This is a genomic window from Amycolatopsis rhizosphaerae (genome assembly GCF_007713715.1).
Lineage (GTDB): Bacteria > Actinomycetota > Actinomycetes > Mycobacteriales > Pseudonocardiaceae > Amycolatopsis_E > Amycolatopsis_E rhizosphaerae.
The window spans coordinates 1-16,198 of the sequence record NZ_VJWX01000112.1; the positions used below are offsets into that span (position 1 = coordinate 1).

At 67.6% G+C, this 16,198-nt stretch carries 13 protein-coding genes and 1 tRNA gene; 6 read left to right on the plus strand and 8 right to left on the minus strand.

The annotated features are described in order from the left end of the window. Positions 1–17: 17 nt before the first annotated feature. Positions 18–94: transfer RNA gene (locus FNH05_RS13830), tRNA-Met, on the minus strand. Between the two features lie 63 nt (positions 95–157). Beyond that, positions 158–3,145: a UPF0182 family protein gene (locus FNH05_RS13835; RefSeq protein WP_186382531.1), complete on the minus strand. Its 2,988-nt coding sequence runs from the start codon at positions 3,143–3,145 to the stop codon at positions 158–160. A gap of 176 nt (positions 3,146–3,321) precedes the next feature. Here FNH05_RS13835 and FNH05_RS13840 point away from each other — a divergent pair, with 176 nt between their 5' ends. Then, entirely contained in the window at positions 3,322–3,882 is a 561-nt protein-coding gene (locus tag FNH05_RS13840; RefSeq protein WP_144588143.1) for a PPA1309 family protein, read from the plus strand. 79 nt (positions 3,883–3,961) lie between these two features. Here the strand turns inward: FNH05_RS13840 and FNH05_RS13845 are convergent, their stop codons facing one another. Continuing rightward, positions 3,962–5,074 (minus strand): YlbL family protein, encoded by a 1,113-nt coding sequence (locus FNH05_RS13845; RefSeq protein WP_144588145.1) that lies wholly within the window; start codon positions 5,072–5,074, stop codon positions 3,962–3,964. Between the two features lie 158 nt (positions 5,075–5,232). Between FNH05_RS13845 and FNH05_RS13850 the strand changes: the two genes are divergently transcribed. Then, entirely contained in the window at positions 5,233–6,582 is a 1,350-nt protein-coding gene (locus tag FNH05_RS13850) for a zinc-dependent metalloprotease (RefSeq protein ID WP_144588163.1), read from the plus strand. Between the two features lie 79 nt (positions 6,583–6,661). Here the strand turns inward: FNH05_RS13850 and FNH05_RS13855 are convergent, their stop codons facing one another. Beyond that, positions 6,662–7,231, minus strand: a complete 570-nt coding sequence (locus FNH05_RS13855) for a M48 metallopeptidase family protein (RefSeq protein ID WP_186382533.1) — start codon at positions 7,229–7,231, stop codon at positions 6,662–6,664. Between the two features lie 165 nt (positions 7,232–7,396). Here FNH05_RS13855 and FNH05_RS13860 point away from each other — a divergent pair, with 165 nt between their 5' ends. From FNH05_RS13860 to FNH05_RS39250, 3 genes are all read left to right on the plus strand, one after another. After that, positions 7,397–8,449: a TOMM precursor leader peptide-binding protein gene (locus FNH05_RS13860; protein ID WP_246127722.1), complete on the plus strand. Its 1,053-nt coding sequence runs from the start codon at positions 7,397–7,399 to the stop codon at positions 8,447–8,449. Positions 8,450–8,507: 58 nt separating this feature from the next. Then, positions 8,508–9,860, plus strand: a complete 1,353-nt coding sequence (locus FNH05_RS13865; RefSeq protein ID WP_144588147.1) for an ABC1 kinase family protein — start codon at positions 8,508–8,510, stop codon at positions 9,858–9,860. An 816-nt stretch (positions 9,861–10,676) separates the two neighbouring features. Beyond that, positions 10,677–10,925 carry a hypothetical protein gene (locus FNH05_RS39250; protein WP_246127723.1) on the plus strand — a complete coding sequence of 83 codons (249 nt, stop codon included), beginning with the start codon at positions 10,677–10,679 and terminating at the stop codon, positions 10,923–10,925. 193 nt (positions 10,926–11,118) lie between these two features. On the opposite strand, the gene FNH05_RS13880 is transcribed toward FNH05_RS39250, so the two are convergent. From FNH05_RS13880 to FNH05_RS13895, 4 genes are all read right to left on the minus strand, one after another. Further along, positions 11,119–12,006, minus strand: coding sequence for a class I SAM-dependent methyltransferase (locus tag FNH05_RS13880; RefSeq protein WP_342781558.1), 888 nt, complete (start codon positions 12,004–12,006; stop codon positions 11,119–11,121). A gap of 327 nt (positions 12,007–12,333) precedes the next feature. Further along, positions 12,334–12,714 carry a WhiB family transcriptional regulator gene (locus FNH05_RS13885; protein ID WP_144588155.1) on the minus strand — a complete coding sequence of 127 codons (381 nt, stop codon included), beginning with the start codon at positions 12,712–12,714 and terminating at the stop codon, positions 12,334–12,336. Between the two features lie 113 nt (positions 12,715–12,827). Then, positions 12,828–13,088 carry a hypothetical protein gene (locus FNH05_RS13890; RefSeq protein ID WP_144588157.1) on the minus strand — a complete coding sequence of 87 codons (261 nt, stop codon included), beginning with the start codon at positions 13,086–13,088 and terminating at the stop codon, positions 12,828–12,830. Positions 13,089–13,279: 191 nt separating this feature from the next. Beyond that, on the minus strand, positions 13,280–15,361 hold the full coding sequence (locus tag FNH05_RS13895; protein ID WP_144588159.1) for an ATP-dependent DNA helicase UvrD2: 2,082 nt from the start codon (positions 15,359–15,361) through the stop codon (positions 13,280–13,282). A gap of 64 nt (positions 15,362–15,425) precedes the next feature. Here FNH05_RS13895 and FNH05_RS13900 point away from each other — a divergent pair, with 64 nt between their 5' ends. Continuing rightward, positions 15,426–16,154, plus strand: a complete 729-nt coding sequence (locus FNH05_RS13900; RefSeq protein WP_144588161.1) for a DUF4191 domain-containing protein — start codon at positions 15,426–15,428, stop codon at positions 16,152–16,154. Positions 16,155–16,198: the final 44 nt, after the last annotated feature.

The window sequence follows — 16,198 nt, forward strand, 5'->3', positions numbered from 1 at the left end:
GATCGGGCCTCTTTCTCTGGTAGCGGGGACAGGATTTGAACCTGCGACCTCTGGGTTATGAGCCCAGCGAGCTACCGAGCTGCTCCACCCCGCGTTGTGACTACCAGCTTACGCCCTGGTTTCGCCGAGGTGTGAGCGGGGTACCGCTAACAATCGATCATCCGCCGGGCTGGGTCGTCGTCGGGGTGTTGGAGGTCGTTCCTCCGCTGCTCTTCGCGGCCTCGTAGGCGCGGGTAGCGGCGTCGAGCGCGGCGAGGGCCTGCCCCTGGGCGGCGAAATCGCCGCTCTGCTGGGCCTGCTTCAGCTGGCTGAGCGCCGTCTGGATGTCGGCGACCGCCTTGTCGAGCGCAGGGTTCGCTCCGGCGGCCGGCGGCACCGTGGAGTTCGACCCGGGCGGCGGCGTCGTCGGGCTGGTCGGTGTGGACTGGGAGGGTTGTGTCGGCGGGGTGGCGGACTGGTTCGCCCCGTCGCCGAAGACCTGCTTCAGTGCGTCACCGAGGGTCGAGGCGAAGCCGATCTTCGACCCGTAGGAGACCAGCACCCTGGCGAGCTGCGGGTAGCTGTTCTGGTTGCGCTGCTGGATGTAGACGGGTTCGACGTAGAGGAACCCTCCGTCCAGCGGAAGCGTGATCAGGTTGCCGAAGATGACGGTGACGCTCTGGTTGCTGAACAGGGTGCGTTCCTGGGCGAACCGTGAGTCGCTCTGGAACTTGTTCTGGACCTGGACGGGCCCGTCGACCTGACTGTTGCCGCCGGCGGCGGTGGGCAGTTTCAGGACCCGGATGGTGCCGTAGTCGGCCGGGTCGGACGATACCGACATCCACGCCGCCAGGTACTGCCGTTGGAGGGCCGTCAGGGGGCTGGTGAGCTGGAACGTCGTCTTGCCCTCCCCCGGCGCCTGGCCCAGCACGTAGTAGCCGGGCTGGTTGGCCAGGCCCGAAGCCTCGAGGTTCGTGCCGCCCTCCTGGGTGGGGTCCTGGGGGACGTTCCAGAAGGTGTTGGTCGTGTAGAACTCCTGCGGGTCGCCCACGTGGTACTTGGCGAGCAGCTCACGCTGCACCTTGAACAGATCCTCCGGGTACCGGAAGTGCGCCCGCAGCTCGGGCGAGATCGCGGAGCTCGGCGTCACGGTGCCGGGGAAGACCTGTTCCCAGGCCTTGAGCACGGGGTCCTTGTCGTCGACCGAGTAGAGCGTGACCGTCCCGGTGAACGCGTCCACGGTCGCCTTCACCGAGTTGCGGATGTAGTTGATCGTGCTGTTGGCCTGGCGGGCGACCCCGGTAAGCGAGTCCTCGGTCGCCTGGCCGAGCGCGGTCTGCTGCGCGTACGGGTAGTTGTTCAGCGTGGTGTAGCCGTCGACGATCCATTGGACCCGGCCGCCCACCACGGCGGGATAGGGGTCGCCGTCCACGGTCAGCCACGGCGCCACCATCTGGACCCGCTGCCGCGGATCACGGTTGTACATGATCTTGGAGCCGTCGCTGATGGCAGCGGAGAACAGGATGTTGCGTTCCCCGTACTTGGCCGCGAAGGCAAGCCGGTTGAACAGGTTGTCGATCGGGACGCCGCCGGAACCGTCGTAGCGGTAGTTGCTGTTGGCGGCACTGTCGTACTCGCCGGGCGCCTTGCCGGGCTGACCGCCGACGATCGCGTAATCGTTGGTCAGCTCTCCGTAGTAGATCCGTGGCTCCCTCACCGGGATACCGGGTGCCGCGGGGTTGGCCGGGTCGAGCCCCGCGCCGGTCGGGTTCTGCGTGTCACTGGTCGCCGCGATGGGGTAGCCGCCGTCGCTGTTGGCGCTGCTGACCGCGCGGTCGATGGTGTTGGCCTGCGCGGCGACGAAGCCGTTGCCGTGCGTGTACACCATGTGCTTGTTGATCCAGCTGGTCTGGTTGCCGGTCAGGTTCGCGGTGTTGATCTCCCGCGCGGCGACGATGTAGTCCTGCGTCTTGCCGCCGACCTCGTAGCGATCGATGTCGAGTTTGGCCGGGAAACCGTAGAAGTTCTCGCGGCCGACACGCTGGGTGAAGGTCGGGGAGAGCACGTTCGGGTCGAGCAGGCGGATGTTCGGCACGGTCGTCGTGTCGGAGCTGATCTGCGCGGCGGTGGCCTGCCCAGCTCCCGAATAGTCGATGTACTGCACGCTGTTCAGCCCGAACGCGTCCTTCGTGGCCGCCATGTTGCGGCTGATCGAAAGCGCTTCCTTCTGGTTGGCGTTCGGCTTCACCGAGAACTGCTCGAGGATCGCGGGCCAGGCCGCGCCGACCAGCACGCCGGACAGGATGAGCAGCACCAGGGCGATGGCGGGCAGTTGGATGTTGCGCAGGAACGCGCCCGCGAAGAACGCGACGGCGCAGATCGCCGAGATGCACAGCAGGATCAGCTTGGCCGGCAGCACCGCGTTGAGATCGGTGTAGGTGGCACCGTTGAACAGCGGCGCTCCGCGGTCGGACAGCAACAGGTTGTACCGGTCGAAGAAGTACTCGACGGCCTTCAGCAGGACGAACAGACCGGCGGTCACGGCCAGCTGGACGCGGGCGGGTCCGGAGAGTTGGCCGCCGCGGCCTGCCAGCCGGATCCCCCCGAAGAGGTACTGCGCGATCAGGCCCCCGATGAAGGCGATCGTGGTGGCGACGAAGAGCCAGCCGAGCAGCCACTCGTAGAACGGCAGCGAGAAGGCGTAGAAGCCGATGTCGTTGCCGAACTCGGGGTCGGTCTGGCCGAAGCTGGTGCCGTGGAGGAACAACTGCACCCGCTGCCAGTCGCCCTCCCCGGTTGCGCCCGCGATCAGACCGGCGACCAGCGGGATCCCGATGCCGAACAGCCGGATGCGGCCGACCACCGCCGAGCGGTAGCGGGACAGCGGTTCGTCCGCGCCGGACAACGGCACGAACACGGGGCGGGTGCGGTAGGCGATCCACAGGCTCAGTGCGAGCGAGCCCCCCACGAGCAGCCCGATCGCGAAGAACAGGACGATGCGGGTCACCACGACGGTGTTGAACACCTGGCGAGCGCCGACCTCACCGAACCACAGCCAGTTGATGTAGGTGTCCAGCAGTCTTGCCCCGAGGAGCAGCGCCAGGACAATCACGGCGGCGATGATGAGCAGGATCCGGCTGCGGCGAGACAGCTTCGGCAAGCTCACAGGGGGCCGGTTGGCCACTGTCACACGCTCCTGTTGTCGCGAGATCTTTCCGGGGGCACTGAAACCGCACGCTACCCCTGGTTACCTAACTCTACGGAGGCCGCTCCGGGTTCCCGGGGCCGCCCGAATCGGACACCGGGCACCCAGGGTGGCCGTTCGCCTGACACCATTAAGTGATGGCATCCCCTGAGAAACAGGCCTCCCCGGTGGCGGCGGTCGCCCGCGAGGTCGAGGAGTTCGTCGCCTCGGCCGGCTGGGACCAGCCACCACAGCTGTTCGCCCTCGTGTCCACCAAGGACCTGCTCGCCGAGCAACCCGACCTTGCGGACGAACTGGACACGGAGAGCCCGCTGACCCCGGTGGCGCAGGACGCGGCTCTCGAAGGCGACCTGGCCGAGGCGTTGGGCCGGATCGGCTGGCCGGATGCCGTCGCGGGCTGCGCGGTCTCCCAGGAGATCATCGTCCTCCCGCCGAGCGCCGAAGCCGAACTGCCGGACCAGGAGGTCACCGACATCGAGCGGTTGCGCAAGGCCGCCGCGAACCATCCCGACCGCACCGAGGCCCGCCTGGTCGCCGCGGTGCTGCGAGACGGCCCCGCCGCCTGCGTGATGCGCCTGCGGGGCTACAGCCGCCCCAATGAGGATGAAGAAGGCGGCGAACCCGTCGACGAGATCATCGAGAACCCCGACCTCGCCCCGAACCTCCTCGACGCATTGCGGGCCACCCTCGCCCCCTGAACATCTCGGATGTCGAGCAAGGGACGTTTACTACGGCTGAGGCAGTAGTAAACGTCCCTTGCTCCAGTTCACGGCCCGGTCAGCAGGAAGGGGTCGCCTTCCCGGCCTTGAGGTCCTCGAGGGCGGTGAGTGCGCTGTCGAGGCTGGTCACCTTGATCAGTTTCAGGCCGGACGGGGCCGCGGCAGTCGCCTCCGCGCAGTTGGTCGCGGGCGTGAGGAACACCGTCGCCCCGGCCTCGCGTGCTCCGATCACCTTGAACGAAATGCCACCGATGGCCCCCACGTTGCCCTTCTCATCGATCTCGCCCGTTCCCGCGACGTGCTCCCCGGACACCATGGCTCCCGGGGTGAGCCGGTCGACGATCGCCAGCGCGAACATCAGACCGGCGGAAGGACCGCCGACCTTCTGCAGCGACACCTTCACGTCGAAGGGAACATCCGCCCGGTCGATCGGCTGAAGTCCCATGAAGCCTTGTTCCTGCTTCGGGTCCGGGTTCGCGGCAAGGGTCAGCGAGCCGGTCCGCGGAGCGTCGTTCCCGTGCTGGAACGTGAGGGAAACCGTCTGCCCGGCCCGGGTGCCCGCCAGCGCGGCTCGCACGTCTTCTTCCTGTGCGATCGACTTGCCGTTGACCACGAGCAGTCGGTCGCCCGCGGACAGCAAGTGGTCGGCGGGGCTGCCCGACACGACCTCCTGCACCAGCACCTTGACCGGGTAGCCGAGGTGCTTCAGCGCCGCGACCTCGGCGTTGCTCTGGGAGTCCTGGAACTCCTTGACGTTCTCCTGCTGGACCTGTTCGTCGCTCTCCCCAGGCTTGAAGTACTCCTCGCGGGGGGCGAGCGCGTACCGCCCACTCGCCCACAGGCCGAGTGCACCGAACAGGCTGATCTGGTCGTTGAGGGACACGGTGGTCATGCGCAGTTCCCCGGCCGTCGGGTAGGTCTGCTGCCCGTTGATCTGGATGACCGGAGCGCCGTCGACGTTGCCGAGCGTGTCGTAGGTGGGGCCGGGGCCGATCGCCACGTACGGCACCCGGACGAAGGCGCCGATCAGCCCGAACACGAGCACGAAAACACCACTTGCCACCACGGTCCAGCCCCGCCGGCTCAGCCGCTGTTGCCCATGCGGGGGAGGCGTACGGCGAGCATGCTTGGCACGGGTGACCGCGTCGGGGCCAGAATCGGCCGCGCTCACCGGGACGGCTCCTCCACCTGTGGTTTCCTCGTGGGACTCGCTCACCCGAGACAGCGTACGGTGACCGACGTAAGGTTCCGATCACCAGCCCTGGTCGTGCCCGGATAACGGTCACGGCTGGCGACGTGTCCTGGGCGACAGCCGCGTACGGTGGTGTTATGAGCAATCTCCCGTTCGGCTTCGGACTCCCCGATCCCGACAAGCGCGGCGAAAACGAACCGGAAGGCGGTGGCCCCCAGTCCGGCGCCGATGCGTTCAACCAGCTCGGCCAGATGCTGAGCCAGTTGGGCCAGATGCTCAGCCAGGCGGGCAGTTCGAGCGGGCCGGTCAACTACGACCTGGCCCAGCAGATCGCCTTACAGAAGCTGAGCGGGACCGAGGGGAGCAAGATCGGTTTCGCCTCGGGCGGAGATTCCGACAGCGCTGTCCGGGACGCGGCTCACCTGGCGGAGCTGTGGCTGGACGGGGCGACGATTCTGCCCGCGGGCGCGAACAAGACGGTGGCCTGGTCCGCGCGGGACTGGGTGCAGAAGACGTTGCCGACATGGCAGCGGCTGTGCGACCCGGTTGCCCGGCAGGTTTCGGGTGCGTGGGTGGAGGCCTTGCCTGCGGAAGCGAAGCAGGCGGCTGGGCCGCTGTTGTCCATGGTGGGCCAGATGGGGGGAATGGCCTTCGGTTCCCAGCTCGGCAACGCGCTCGCGCAGCTCGCCTCCGAGGTGTTGACCTCCACCGAAGTGGGCCTGCCATTGGGCCCGGACGCGACGTCCGCTCTGCTTCCCGCGAACATCGAGAAGTTCACCGAGGGGCTCGAGCTTCCGAACAGCGAAGTCCTCGTCTTCATCGCCGCACGTGAGGCCGCACATCAGCGGCTGTTCAGTCACGTGCCGTGGCTGCGGCAACGGCTGCTCGCGACGGTGGAGGAGTTTGCGCACGGGATCAAGGTCGACACCTCCTCACTGGAACAGCTGGCCGGGCAGGTCGACCCGAGCAACCCGGCGAGCATCGAAGAAGCGATGTCGTCCGGCCTGCTCGAACCGAAGACGACACCCGAACAGCAGGCCGCACTGACCCGTCTCGAAACACTGCTGGCGCTGGTCGAAGGCTGGGTGGACGTGGTGGTGGCGGAGGCGGTCGGCGATCGGCTGCCGGGCGCCGACGCGCTTCGGGAAACCCTGCGCCGCCGACGTGCCACGGGCGGTCCCGCCGAGCAGACCTTCGCCACCCTGGTGGGCTTGGAACTGCGGCCCCGCCGCATGCGCGCGGCCTCCGCACTGTGGAAGCTCGTGGGCGATCGCCATGGCATCGAGAAGCGCGACGGACTCTGGTCGCACCCGGACCTGATGCCCACCGCCGAAGACCTCGACGACCCGCTGGAGTTCAGCGACCGTCTGAGCGAGCAGGCGGGGCTCGACACCGTGGATCCGCTCGCCGAACTCGAGCGCACGCAGAAGCCCGAAGGTGAATCCGAAGACAATTCAGATTCAGGATCAGGCGAGGCCAAGCCCTGACCCACCCCGTTTTCCGAAGCAAGGGATGTTTGCTACTGATGGGCGGTAGCAAACATCCCTTGCTTCATCTCTACTCCGCTCACTCCTCGTCCAGCTCGCTGATCCCCCAGCCCGCGGCCGCCGACAGCCCCTCCAGGTAGCCGATCGCACGCTCGGTCTTCGGGTAACGCCGCACCAGCTCCCAGAACCGGGCATCGTGGCCGTGCACGCGCAGATGGGCGAGTTCGTGCACCAACACGTAGTCGAGGACCCACGACGGGACGTCGCGAAGCCGTTCACTCACCCGGATCGTCCTGTCCGTCGGTGTGCACGAGGCCCACCGGGTGCGCATTGGCGGCACCCACCTCACGGACCTCGGGAGGGTGTCCCGGTCGAGATACCGCGCGGACAGCTGGGCGCACCGTGCCAGCAAGGCCGCGTCGGACTGCCGCGCCGGCGAGGCGCGCCTCGACTCGGTGCGCTGGAGCTTGCGCTCCATCTCCGCCACCCAATGCTTCTCTTCGGCGCGGCTCATCCCGGCCGGAATGAGCACGACGAGCGTGTCGCCGTCCCGGTACGCCGTGACTGTGCTCCGCCTGCGCGCGCTGCGCCGGACTTCGATCTTCTGCTGGGAAGCACCTGCCGGCTCCGTCTTGTCCCCGCCCCTCAAGGAGGGCACCCGTGCATTCGCCACGCGTCAACGTTAAGGGCAGGCACCGACAAGTTGGGAGGCCTCGAAGGCGGAACACCCGAGTTATCCACAAGGAATTCCACCTGTGGATAACTCGGCCTTGCGGTTAGCCGACTGTTAGCGGGATTTGCGAAGCTGTGATGCATGAGTGACCAAACGACGACAATCCGTCATGACCACCGGCTCCCACGGCGCCCCCGGCTGAAGGCGGGCCTCGGCGTCTTCGACCGGCGTCCGGGTGAAGTCCAGATAGGGCTCGACCCCCGGCACGCCATGGTGGCCAGCGACCTGTCGCCCGATCTGGTGCGGGCGCTCCGTCTGGTCGACGGCCGTCACCGGCTGGACGAACTGCTCGATCTGACCGGGAGCGAGCACCGGGAGCAGTTGCGGGAAATCCTCCTCACGCTCACGAGGCTGGGCCTGGTGGAGGAGGCCTGGGCTCCGGCCGGGCACGGCCGGGTGGCGGGCGAAGTGGACCTTTGGTCGTTACGTGCCCGCCAACCCGTCCACGATGCCTTCACCCGGCGTGCGCACAGCGCGGTCGTGCTGTACGGCACGGGTCGGTTGACCATGGCCATCGCGACTCTGCTCGCCGCATCCGGCGTCGGCCACGTACAGGTCGAGGCGGAGGGGCTCGTCGCCGTGCAGGACGTGGGCACCGGCTACCTGGAATCGGATATCGGCAGGCAGCGGCGGCTCGCCGCGGCCTCCGCCATCACCCGCGTCAACCGGGCGGTCAAGAACCGCAGGCTGAGCCGTGATCGCCAACCGGAACTGGCCGTTTTGGCGGACGCCATCGTCCCCGCACCCGAACTCGTCCGCCTCCTCATGCACGAAGGCGTCCCGCACCTGCCGGTACGGGTCCGCGAAGGGCTCGGCATCGTCGGTCCTCTCGTCTATCCGGGCCGCAGCACATGCCTCGGCTGTGCCGATCTGCACCGCAAGGCGAGAGACTTCCGCTGGCCCGTGGTCGCAGGCCAGCTGGCAGGCCGCAGTCAACCGGCCGATCTGGGGACCGTGCAGGCCACGGCAGGCGTGGCTGTCGGTCAGATACTGCGGGCGCTGAGCCCAGGGGACGGACCGCCCCCGACCTGGAACACCACCATCGAGATCGACACCTTCGACGGCACCATCGAACACAGAGCGTGGCCGCCGTATCCCGACTGCGACTGTGGCGCCCAGACGAGACATCAATGACGGCCTACCTTCTCCCGACGGCTGCGCAACGGATCATCGGGAGGGCACAATCGCTAGGGTGACCGACTTCCAGGATCGTGACGACCGGGACGCTTCCGCGCTGCCGCGTAGAACCGCCGCGAGGACGGCGAAGCTGGCCAGTCTGCCGCTGGGCATCGCCGGCCGCGCCGTGGGCGGCTGGGGGCGCAGGCTGACGGGCCAAAGCGCGAAGGATGTGAACGCCGCGCTGTCCGCGAAGGCGGCCGAGCAGTTGTTCGAGGTGCTGGGCACGCTCAAGGGCGGCGCGATGAAGTTCGGTCAGACCCTCAGTGTGTTCGAAGCGGCGGTGCCCGACGAGATGGCGGCGCCCTACCGGGACGCCCTGACCCGGCTGCAGTCTGCCGCCCCGCCCATGTCCGGCAAACAGGCGCAGCGAGTACTCGCCGAGCAGCTCGGCCGGTCCTGGCGGGATCGCTTCCGCGAGTTCGACGACGAACCGACGGCAGCCGCCAGCATCGGTCAGGTTCACCGCGGGGTGTGGCATGACGGGCGGCAGGTCGCGGTCAAGGTGCAGTATCCGGGCGCCGATGAGGCGCTGCGCAGTGATCTTCGGCAGTTGCAGCGGTTCAGCAGGCTCTTCCAGGCGCTGCTGCCCGGAACAGAAGTAAAGCCGCTACTCGCCGAACTGGCGGCCCGCATGGACGAGGAGCTCGACTACCGTGGCGAAGCGGAAAGCCAGCGGGCGTTCGCCAAGGCGTTCGCGGGCGACGAGCACGTACTCATCCCGAAGGTGATCGCCAGCGCACCGAAGGCACTGGTCACCGAATGGGTGAGCGGCACCCCCCTCTCGAAGATCATTTCGGGGGGTGACACGGCCACCCGGAACGAGGTCGGTGCGCTGCTGGCGGAGTTTCACTACTCTTCACCGGCTCGGGTGGGCTTGCTGCATTCCGACCCGCACCCAGGCAACTTCCTTCTGGTGGAGGACGGTCGTCTCGCGGTCATCGACTTCGGGGCGGTGGCCCGCTTGCCCCACGGCATTCCCCATCACCTCGGCGAGATGACGAGGCTTGCCCTCGACGGGCGGTCCGAAGAGTTGATGCAGCTCCTGAGAGAAGCCGGTTTCGTCCGGCCGGGCACGGAACTGGAGGCCGAGGACGTGTTGGCCTATCTGGCTCCGTTCACCCAGCCCTTGGCTACCGAGCGGTTCCATTTCACGAGAAAGTGGATGCAGCAGCAGGCCATGCGGGTCGGAGACACCCGCGGGCGGGACTTCCGGATCGGGCGCTCGCTGAACCTGCCGCCGGAATACCTCATGATCCACCGCGTCACGGCCGGCTCCACCGGGATCCTGTGCCAACTCGGTGCGGAGATCCCGGTCCGGGCCATCGTGGAGAAGTGGCAGCCGGGTTTCACCGAGGAAGACGACTGAGGCTTATCCACAGCTCGGGGATTTTCGCGTGGAACCCGCCATCCACACCGGTAATCCATCCACAGTTCTCGGATCCGGATTCCCTGCCCTGAGCAGCCGGTCCAGTCTGGAGCCATGGGACGTTCAACTTCTGCCACACGCGCGGCCGCGGCCGTCGTCGCTCCGGACGGGGTCGCAACCTGCGCCGGACTGCGCCGAGAAGGGGTGACGCCAGGCGTTCTCGCGTCCCGGTGCCGCCCCGGCGGTCCGTGGCGACGGCTGCTGCCCGGTGTCGTTCAACTCGGCACCGAGCAGCTGAACCGGCGTCAACAGCTTCTGGCTGCGACCTGGTACGCGGGGCCCGGCTCGGTGGTGACTGCCCTCGACGCACTACACGCACACGGCGCGCGAGTCTCACCGCCCCCCGAGGTACACGTCCTCGTGCCGGTTCAGCGCCGGGTCTGTTCGCGGGACTTCGCCCGTCTGGAACGGACATCCCGCCTGCCACAGCCCATCGTCCGCGACGGAATCGCCTTCGCCCCGCCGGCCCGGGCGGCTATCGACGCGGCCAGGCACGAATCCTCACCCGAGCGGTTACGCCGTTTGCTCTCGCTGCCGGTCTATTACGGGCTGTGCAGCGGAAGCGAACTCCACGCCGAACTCGCTCGAGGCAACCAACGAGGGACCGCAGCCGCGCGCGAGGTCCTGCGAGGTCTGGGTTCGCTGACTGACGTCCATCTCCGGGGGTCAGCCAGTCAGGTCCTCGACAACCTTCCCCTGCCACCCCCGCTGTGGCGGGTCACGGTGTGCAACCGGCAGGGGCGTCCGGTCGGTGTGGTGGACGCATGGTGGGACGAGGTCGGACTCGGCTGGCAGTTCGACACGGACGACAACGAGTTCCCAGTGCAGAAAAGAAACGATCTCGCACTCATCGCCACCGGTGTGGTCATCGTGCGTACGCCGCCCGAACAACTACGGGACGATGTCCGGCGCACCGCCCGTGAACTCGTGAGCGCCTTCACAGCCGCCGCCAAGCGACCCCGCCCGCAGGTGTTGGCCATGGGCATGGTGACAGCCACGAGTTGAAGCCGTGCCGAGGGCTACCAGTATTCCTCGGGTAGCTTGCCTTCGATGTCGCGTGCGTGGTCTCTCGCACACCGGACGCACAACCAGCGAACTCCGCCCTTTGCTCGCTCGAACACCCAGGCCAGGGCGGCCGATGGATCGCCCTCGTCCCGACGGCGAATACCACAACGAGCGCAGACCGCCTGCTCCGCGCTCATCTACGCAGTCCGAAATGGACGGTTCGGGTGCCCAGCACGTAAAGGTCGTCGCGGCGGCCGAGATACTGGCTGTCAGAGGGATCGAGCAGCCGGTGTGCCACCTTTCGGTCGTCATCGGCGATCCGGTCACCGACGTGGTCGAGCAGCCGCGTAAGCCGGTTGAGCGCGAAGGCCCGAACGACCTCCGTGGTCGGCGCCGGGTGATCGATGAGACGGCTGAAGGACCCTACGGCTGCCAAACCCGCACGGCTCAGGGCAGTGGTCCAGCCGTAAGGCATGGACACGGCTCCGTCGATCCCACCACGCATCTCACGGAACCAACCGTCGCGCGCCGCCAGGAGTCGTCGTTCGAAGCCGGGCTCTCCGATCCCCAGGTCCCAGGGCAGCGTTTCGATCTCCAGCCCGCCCTCGGCCAGGGCCAACGTTCCCTCCGGTGCCAGTACCTGGGCAAGACGCGTAACCGCTGCTTGCTGGTCGGGCAGGTGATGCACCACGGAGGCTGCCCAGATCAGGTTCGCCGACGGCAGGAGTGTGACCAGGTCATCACGGGCCAGGTCTGTCCGGACAGTGCTGACCTCGACCCGCTTCTCCCCTGCCTGCTCGGCGGTCTCCGCTGCGACTTCGAGCAGTTCGGGCACGGCGTCCACAAGCAGAAGAGTGCCACCTCCCCGGCTGGAAAGCGCCGCGGCAAGCGCGGCGCTCATCCCGCCGGTTCCCGAACCGACGTCGATGACCGTCGCCTTTTCGGGCAGCGTCGCCGTCAGTCGCGCCGCGATCTGCGCGAACGCGGCCTTGCTCAGCTCGTCCGCCTGCCGCAGGTCGGGAATCCGTTCAGCCCAGTCGATGTGGTCATGCGTGTGTCCAGCCATGCCGCCATTCAACACGACCCCCGCACCACCCCCTGCCGAAGCAAGGGATGTTTGCTTCGAACGAGAGCCGTAGCAAACATCCCTTGCTTCACTCAACCGACGGTCAGACGGGGACGCGAAGCAGACGCTCCATCGTCCACCGGGTCATGCGCTGCCACCTGAGCCCCACGACAGCGCCAGGACGGGAGCGTTGCCCGGCGGTTGGCGCGCGCAGGTCCCGTATTCGGGCTCTCGCCAGTTCTTCGTACATCAACATTTCGCTGGTTTCCTTGTTCGTCACAGGTATGACCTGGAAGAGGGCTGGCTCCGTGGCAGGCTCTTCACGGGTGAAAGACGCGAAGCTCATGCGGCCGCGCTCCGCTGCTCACGCACGTTCCGATGCTCAACGACCGGGTGCTTACGGGGACGTCCCCTGGGCCGCTTGCGGGCGACCACGACACCACGCTCGAAGATTTCGCCACCCCAGACGCCCCACGGCTCCCGGCGGGCGAGTGCACCGGCCAAGCACGCCTGCCGGATCGGGCAGTCGGCGCAGAAGTGCTTGGCCCGCTCCAGATCCGCGGGCGATTCCGCGAACCACAGGTCAGCGTCTCCCGACCGGCAGGGCAGGTCGGGGATAGGTGAGGTCACGGCGTCGAGCAAGTCGCCGACCCCCATCGTGTGGGAATCGGTCAGCTCGTCGGGTAACGCCCCCTCTGACGCGAAGGCGATTGCCGATGACATTCCCGTTCTCCTTTGTGTAGTAACGGTTTTGTTGTGGAGGGTGCTGCACAAACACGAAGGCCGCGGATCCGGTTTACGGTTCCGCGGCCTTCGTGAGCCTGTTTCCCTGCGTGTCAGGGGCTTCGCTCGAGCAGAGGGTGCGGAACGTGGATCTTCGGCTGCTTGGCCTTGGTGTAATCGGCGATCGCCGGGACATCACTGCCGGACACACGGGTCCACTCGGTGACGTGACGAAGTCGGACGATCACTCCTGCCGACAGCGCAGCGTCGCTGCGCATACCGGCGCCCAGACCGACAGGAGCGCCCATGACGGGGGCGCAGGACAGCCCGGTGCCATGATTAGCGATCGACGTAAAAGTCTTCACTTCAGGCACCTCCTCTCGCTGTCCACAGCTCATCGCCGTCGAGGACGGTCGAAACCTGTCGGGCGGCTGCGTCCACCCGTCGCATGCAGGCTATGGCCCATCAGCACACCGGGGCAACCGATTTTCCACAAGACTCTTCAAATCGACGAAGATCACCCCTGAGCAGCGGTTCCGCCGCACGAATCACCGCTTCGACGCGGTCAACCTCGCTCGCCGCGGATCACGGCCAGAACATCGGCTCCGAACCGCTCGACCTTGCCCGACCCGATCCCCGAAATCGACACCAAGCCATGTCGGTCGTGAGGTTGCTGCTCGGCGATCGCCAGGAGTGTAGCGTCGGTGAACACCACGAACGGGGGCACCTTGAGTTCCCTGGCCCTGCTGCTGCGCCAGTTCTTCAGCCGTGCCAGCAGTTCTTCGTCCAGGGTGGACGGGCAGCCATCGCAACGGCCGAGCTTGATCTCCATCGTGTCGCGTAGCGGTCCACCGCAGACCCTGCAGCGCGGCTTCGCCGCCTTCGAGATCTGCTGGCCACGAGGCACCCTGGCGTCGGGATGCTGCTCGGGTAACAAGCCGTAGAGGAATCGGCTGCGCCTGCGATGCCGACGACCGCCGGGATGCCGGGACAGCGACCACGACAACCACAGATGCTCGCGGGCCCGTGTCACTCCCACGTAGAACAGCCGCCGCTCCTCCTCGATCGCGTTGTCGTCGCCATCGGCATGCTGGATCGGGAGAGTGCCTTCGGCGAGCCCGACGAGGAAGACGGCATCCCATTCGAGCCCCTTGGCCGCGTGGAGCGAGGCGAGCGTCACGCCCTCGACCGTCGGCGGGTGCTGTGCAGCGGCCCGTTGCTCGAGTTCGGCGACGTACCGCCTCAGGTCCGCACCCTTGACCGTCGCCGCCAACTCCTCGGCGAGTTCGACGAGCGACAGCAACCCGTCCCAGCGCTCTTTTGCGGCACCGCCGGCCGGTGGTTGCTCGGTCAGGCCGACGGGCGCCAGTACGGAACGCACTGCTGTCACAAGCTCGGTCGGTGGAGGATCTGCCGCCGCCGTGCGCAGCGAGATCATCGCCTGGCGTATTTCACGCCGATCGAAAAACCGCTCACCACCCCGCACCAGATACGGGACACCGGCGTCCGCGAGAGCCTGCTCGTAGGTCTCGGACTGGGCATTCACGCGGTAGAGCACGGCAATCTCGCTCGCCGCGACACCTGCATCGAGCAGTTGCCGGACCCTCGAGGCCACGCCTGTGGCCTCGGCCGGCTCGTCGTCGAACTCGGCGAAACGCGGTTCCGGCCCGTCCGGACGCTGCCCGACCAGGCGGAGCCGGGAGCCTGCCGGGCGATTGCGTGCCGCTCCGATCACCTTGTTGGCCAGCGCCACGACCTGCGGAGTCGACCGGTAGTCGCGCTCGAGCCGGACCACCGTCGCCTCCGGGAACCGGCGGGTGAACTCGAGCAGAGGGCGCGGCGAGGCACCACCGAACGAGTAGATGGTCTGGTTGACGTCGCCCACGACCGTCAGATCGTCGCGGCCGCCCAGCCAGGCGTCGAGAAGACGCTGCTGTAGCGGAGTCACGTCCTGGTACTCGTCCACGACGAAACAGCGGTAACGGTCGCGGAACTCCCTCGCCACCTCTCCGTGTTCCTCCAGCACGGCCGTGGTGTGCAGCAGGAGATCGTCGAAGTCGAGGACCTGGGCGTTGTTCTTGATCGCCTCGTAGGCCCGGTATACCTCGGCGACCTGGGCCGGGGAAGCGGGCGCATCGCGTTGGGCGCGCGCCGCTGCGACGGGGTAGTCCTCGGGGGTGACCAGCGAAGCCTTCGCCCATTCGACCTCGCTCGCCAGATCGCGCAGGATTTCCGGCTCCGTGCCGAGCCCGACCCGGTGTGCGGCCTGCCCGACCAGCCGGAGCTTGCCCTCGAGCAGGTCCCAGGGCCGATCCCCCACCACCCGGGGCCAGAAGTACCGCAACTGACGACGGGCGGCCGCGTGGAACGTCAGGGCCTGGGCCCCCTCCACCCCGAGGGCTCGCAAGCGCGTCCGCATCTCACCCGCGGCCCGTGCGGTGAAGGTCACCGCAAGCACCTGACCAGCGGCGACATGGCCAGAGCGGATGAGGTGCGCGATGCGGTGGGTGATGGTTCGTGTCTTCCCCGTCCCCGCACCGGCCAGCACGCACACCGGTCCGCGCGGCGCGATGGCGGCGGCTCGCTGTTCCGGGTCGAGTCCGTCGAGCAGGCTCGGCCGGTCGGAGGTCGGGGATGTGGCAGCCACGTTCGCATCCTCGCAGAGGGGGCCGACAGATTCTGCGCTGGCCACCCGCCCGTATCCTGGTGCAATGGCGGGAAAGCAGGATAAAGAGGCTGCCAAGCAGGCCAAGCAGGAACGGCGCGCGGCAAGCAAGGCCCGGCGCGGGCAGATTTTCGAAGCGTTCAAGGTGCAGCGCCGGGAGGACAAGGCGCTCATCCCCTGGATGCTGGGCTCCTTCCTCGTTATCACCGGCGTGGTGTTCGGGGTTGGGTTCCTCTTCAACCTCCAGTGGATCCTGCTGCCGCTGGGCATCGTGCTCGGCCTGCTGGCCGCAATGATCATTTTCGGGCGCCGGGTGCAGCGCACTGTGTTTGCGAAGGCCGATGGCCAGCCGGGTGCGGCAGGATGGGCGTTGGACAACCTGCGCGGCCAGTGGCGAGTGACACAGACGGTCGCCGCGACGACCCAGCTTGACGCCGTGCACCGCGTGCTCGGCGCTCCGGGCGTGATCCTCGTGGCGGAGGGTGCACCCCACCGGGTGAAGAACCTGCTCGCTCAGGAGAAGAAACGTGTCGCGCGTCTGGTGGGCAGCACGCCCATCTACGACATCGTCATCGGCAACGAAGAGGGGCAGGTCCCGCTGCGTCGCCTGCAGTCGTACCTGATGAAGCTGCCACGCAACCTCAAGGGCCCCCAGATCGATGCGCTCGAAACGCGGCTCGCCGCCCTCGGCAACCGCGGGGCGGCCATGCCGAAGGGCCCGCTCCCCCAGGGCGCGAAGATGCGGAGCGTGCAGCGAACCCTCCGACGTCGCTGACGGTCACTGCCCGCTTTACGAAGCAAGGGGCGTTTGCTACGGGT